The organism is Mycobacterium sp. UM_11 (assembly GCF_001414075.1).
GTDB lineage: Bacteria > Actinomycetota > Actinomycetes > Mycobacteriales > Mycobacteriaceae > Mycobacterium.
Window position 1 is genome coordinate 1 of the sequence record NZ_LATC01000240.1, and the last position, 455, is coordinate 455.

Sequence of the window (455 nt, forward strand, 5' to 3'; positions counted from 1 at the left end):
CACCGCACCGACATCGACGACCTCACCCTGGCCTGCGGCCCGGACAACCGGCTCGCCGAAAAGGGCTGGACCACAAGGACCAACGCCCGAGGCGAAACCGAATGGCTACCCCCGGCACACCTGGACCGCGGCCAACCCCGAACCAACAGTTTTCACCATCCCGAGAGATTCCTCCGCGACGCAGACGACGATGACCCCGTTTGACGCAGGAGGGATTGATCGCGGCGACCCGCTTCGCCCGGCTAGCGCGACGTGCTCGAGGAGACGAGACTGCAAGCCGCCCCTCACTCCCGCGCGGCGGCCTTCTCCAATTCGGTGAGCGCCGGCTCGATGCGGTCGGCCATGTCGTCGATGTCGTTGGCCACCTCGGGCGTCGTGACGAAGCCGAAGTCCAGATAGTCGGTGTAGGAGAAGCAGGTGATGTTCAGGGCGACGTCCATGACGGATACACATCT

General features: G+C 65.1%; 1 protein-coding gene and 1 pseudogene. One reads left to right on the top strand and one right to left on the bottom strand.

Features of this window, described 5'->3' with window-relative positions:
• Positions 1–204: pseudogene (locus tag WU80_RS24825) on the top strand (hypothetical protein); the annotation flags it as partial.
• Positions 205–284: 80 nt separating this feature from the next.
• On the opposite strand, the gene WU80_RS25710 reads toward WU80_RS24825, so the two are convergent.
• Positions 285–455 (bottom strand): WS/DGAT domain-containing protein (locus WU80_RS25710; protein WP_156371901.1); only part of this gene is annotated, 171 nt, incomplete at its 5' end.